The sequence below is a fragment of the Flavobacterium sp. genome (assembly GCF_044368625.1).
Classification (GTDB): domain Bacteria; phylum Bacteroidota; class Bacteroidia; order Flavobacteriales; family Flavobacteriaceae; genus Flavobacterium.
Map to the genome: position 1 here is coordinate 1 of NZ_JBIPPD010000376.1, position 3,100 is coordinate 3,100.

The 3,100-nt window shown below is 46.2% G+C and carries 4 protein-coding genes; all 4 read right to left on the reverse strand.

The genetic code is table 11. The annotated features are described in order from the left end of the window. Positions 1 to 215, reverse strand: a 215-nt coding sequence (locus ACIQ2X_RS17095) for a hypothetical protein (RefSeq protein ID WP_396180237.1), incomplete at its 3' end; no start/stop codon positions are given. After that, positions 215 to 385, reverse strand: a complete 171-nt coding sequence (locus tag ACIQ2X_RS17100; RefSeq protein WP_396180238.1) for a hypothetical protein — start codon at positions 383 to 385, stop codon at positions 215 to 217. The genes ACIQ2X_RS17100 and ACIQ2X_RS17095, both read right to left, overlap by 1 nt. 262 nt (positions 386 to 647) lie before the next feature. Further along, positions 648 to 935, reverse strand: coding sequence for a hypothetical protein (locus tag ACIQ2X_RS17105; protein WP_396180239.1), 288 nt, complete (start codon positions 933 to 935; stop codon positions 648 to 650). Next, positions 935 to 1,132, reverse strand: coding sequence for a hypothetical protein (locus ACIQ2X_RS17110; RefSeq protein ID WP_396180240.1), 198 nt, complete (start codon positions 1,130 to 1,132; stop codon positions 935 to 937). The genes ACIQ2X_RS17105 and ACIQ2X_RS17110 overlap by 1 nt, the downstream gene beginning before the upstream one ends. Positions 1,133 to 3,100: the final 1,968 nt, after the last annotated feature.

Consider the following 3,100-nt stretch of genomic DNA (forward strand, 5'->3'; position numbering starts at 1 on the left):
AAAAGGTCTAGAATTTCATCATAAAGGTATCCAAGTGATTTACTAATTGTTCGGTATTCGCTAATCTCCTCAACATCTTCTGGCGTAAATGGAATCTCATTACCCTCTTCATCTTCATAGGTAAAGTCCTCGGCAATCCAAATCTCACCTAGACAAAGCTGTTCCTTGTCCTCAATGCGCTGTAAAGTTTCAATCAATTGTGCGACTGTTGCCATTAGTTCTCCTCCTGATAAGTGATAGTGCCACATAGGTATTCTGAATCGGTGTAAGGTTCTGGCAGAATCGGTGCTTCATAGTTCTCGGTTATGAAATTCTGAACATCCTGAGTCAGTTCTGGAATCTCCACGCTGTATTGCGCGGTGATGGTGATAATGTATTTTGCCATCAGCTCTCCTCCTGTTGTCCGATGTAGTCAAACATAGCATAGAACGCGGTGTGTGTCAAGTAGTGTGTGTTGGTGTGTCCAAGCGGTTGGAAGGCAACAAAGTCTTGCCCGACACCTGTCACCTGATACCCGACAAGTTTGCCAGTTGGGTTTGGCTTGGTCATCCAGACCTGTCCCTCTTGTAACTTAGTCATTAGAATCCTCCTGTAAGTTGTGAATGCCCATTAGAATCTGCCACTTTATCTCTTGCCAAGTGTATTCCTTATCTTCCAATTCGAATCTCCTGTCCCTTGGCGTTATCCCAAATCGCAAGCTGTTGCCAAAGCGTAGCAAGTGCCGTCGCTCTTGTCAAGTTGCGAACTAGGCGTGTCTTGTCGAACCAAGTTGTGCCGGTCTCGGAATCCGTCCACACACCGACAACCATGCCGGAGACAAGTTCAGACCGGTGTATTACCTTCTCAGCAACCCAATAGCCGTCGGTCATGGTAATCGGCAGAAACTTGCCGTCCTGATACAGATAAGTTCCATCCTGTAAGTTCGGTGTGGTCATTAGTCCTCATCCTCCTGTTCGATGTAGCCGTAATCTTGGCAATAGGTCATAAGTTCCGATAGGGTCGCGCCGTCGAGAATCATCTTGGCAAGTTCCAAGTCTCCTCCCGCTTCACCATACCAAGCATTCACGCCCTTATCCTGTAACCTAGCGTAAGTCGCGGTCAAGGTTCGAATAGTTGTCGGTTCATAAGCCATTATCTGTGTCCTCCTGAGTCAATCATTAGAAAGTGTGGCAACCAACCATCGGGCTTTGGTCGCGGTGGAATCACAATACCCGCTTTACGGGCTTTTGCTTTTGATACAGTAGCCATTTCATCTCCTCCTGTTTGGATACTTAGACGTTATCAGAATTCTGAACCCTTGTCAAGTTAGTTTGGTAACAATTTGGTAACAAACTTGATTGTAGGTTTTCTACAATTGAATTGTAGGAATCCACATATGAAATTATGAATTGTTTTATATAACACAATCGGAATTGTGCTATAAGTCTATCTATTAGATGGCAACCTGATAAGTAGCCACCTAACACTATTCGGACTAGTCTGAGAGTTTCCTGAGAGAATTACCCAAAGTTATCCCCAAAAAGCTGTGGATAAGTCTGTGGATAAGTCAAAATCAGACCCGCAGATAGTATAATATATTATGTATTATTATAAAATAATAAAACATAACGTTTCACTAGGGGAGACCAGACAAAAAGTGTGAATTCTTGTCTAGTCCCCCTAGATAAAATTAGAGGATGTAGGCATCCATGCTAGGCGGTGTTGGCCACCCTTCCATGGCGAAGATACCCGCAACTGAGTAGCGTCTATCTTCAACGGTTCGAACCATAACCTCCCCGTCCCATTCCGTCCAAGTGTCCAGAATTTCATCTGGCTTACGGCGCATTAGGTCGCGCCATTCAGCTAGGTATTCCTTGTGCTCTTCTGGTGTCCAAATTGAGTAATCCATTAGTCCTCCTCCTCAATCTGTTCGCGGGCTTCTTCCTCGGTCTCACCCTTGGCAAGAATCTTATTGTCCGAATCGGTAATGATTACCTTAGCGAATCGGTTAGACCCAATTGCCCGCCATACTTTTGTCTCCATTTGGTTTCCTCCTGTTTCGGTGACAAGTAAGACGTTAGCACACAATTGCCCCGATGTGTTGCCAATTTCGAAAAAAGTTTATAACAAAATTGTTATCAAAATGCCCTTGACAAGTTGCTTGGCATGGTGTATAACCGCGCGGGCGGGCGGGTGCGCCGGTATCCTAGTCCCTATTGTGCGGTTTGTCAAATCGGATACATACCGCTAAAACGGCACAGAATGCCCGCTAACGGCAGAAGACCCCTTTTGGATACAATCACCTTAGGGCAGGCCTGAAAACCCGCCAAAACGCCACCAGCAATCGCATTACACCATCGGCGCTCGCAAGTCAAGTGATGTTACCAAATTGTTATAATCGAACATTTGTTCGCTTTTGACTTGTCAAGCCGACACGCCGGAGCGTTACCAAATTGTTATAATTGGGCCGTTACCAAATTGTTATAAAAAGGTGCTTGACAACCGGCCGGAAACGTGCTAGACTAGATGCCCATTCTTATCTCCCAGATTTCGGGCAGGGTGGATTTTGACCGGTTGCTTATCGGGCTACGTCCGGCGAACCCTACTAGATAAACCTAGCACATCTATTTGGAATTGTCAAGTATCTGGTCGAATCTGGTGGACGGCTAGGAATCGAACCTAGCCTTGGCATCCATGCCGTCCCGATGTTACTGATTATCCTCGCGCCACCTAGCCCGCTTGTAGGCCTGATACGTGAGTGTTCCGATGGCAACCATTATCCAGATAACGGTTATCCAAGACTCTAGCGGTGTCATTTTGCTATCCTTACTTTGGTTGTCTGATACTTAGCCTTGCGGGTGTTGCGTAGGTGAACCGCCCGCAATTTGGCTTCTGGTGTTCGCTTGCTGTCCGGTCTGGCCATTAGATGCCCCATGCCCTTCTAATAATCCCTTGGTGTTTGCTAGTGGTAACGCTGTATTTGCGAGACTCTAACCAGACCGAAATTCCCTTGTCTGGCATTCGCTTTTTGGTTGCGATTAGGGTGTCATAAGACCACACCGAATAAGTCAGAGAATCTGAATCCCAAATCCCCGTTAGCGTGTTGCCCCTAAATGGTTCG

Bases quoted from the DNA above. Each gene is read 5' to 3' on its own strand.
- ACIQ2X_RS17100 (WP_396180238.1), bottom strand. From the start codon at position 385: ATGGCAAAATACATTATCACCATCACCGCGCAATACAGCGTGGAGATT.
- ACIQ2X_RS17105 (WP_396180239.1), bottom strand. From the start codon at position 935: ATGACCACACCGAACTTACAGGATGGAACTTATCTGTATCAGGACGGC.
- ACIQ2X_RS17110 (WP_396180240.1), bottom strand. From the start codon at position 1,132: ATGGCTTATGAACCGACAACTATTCGAACCTTGACCGCGACTTACGCT.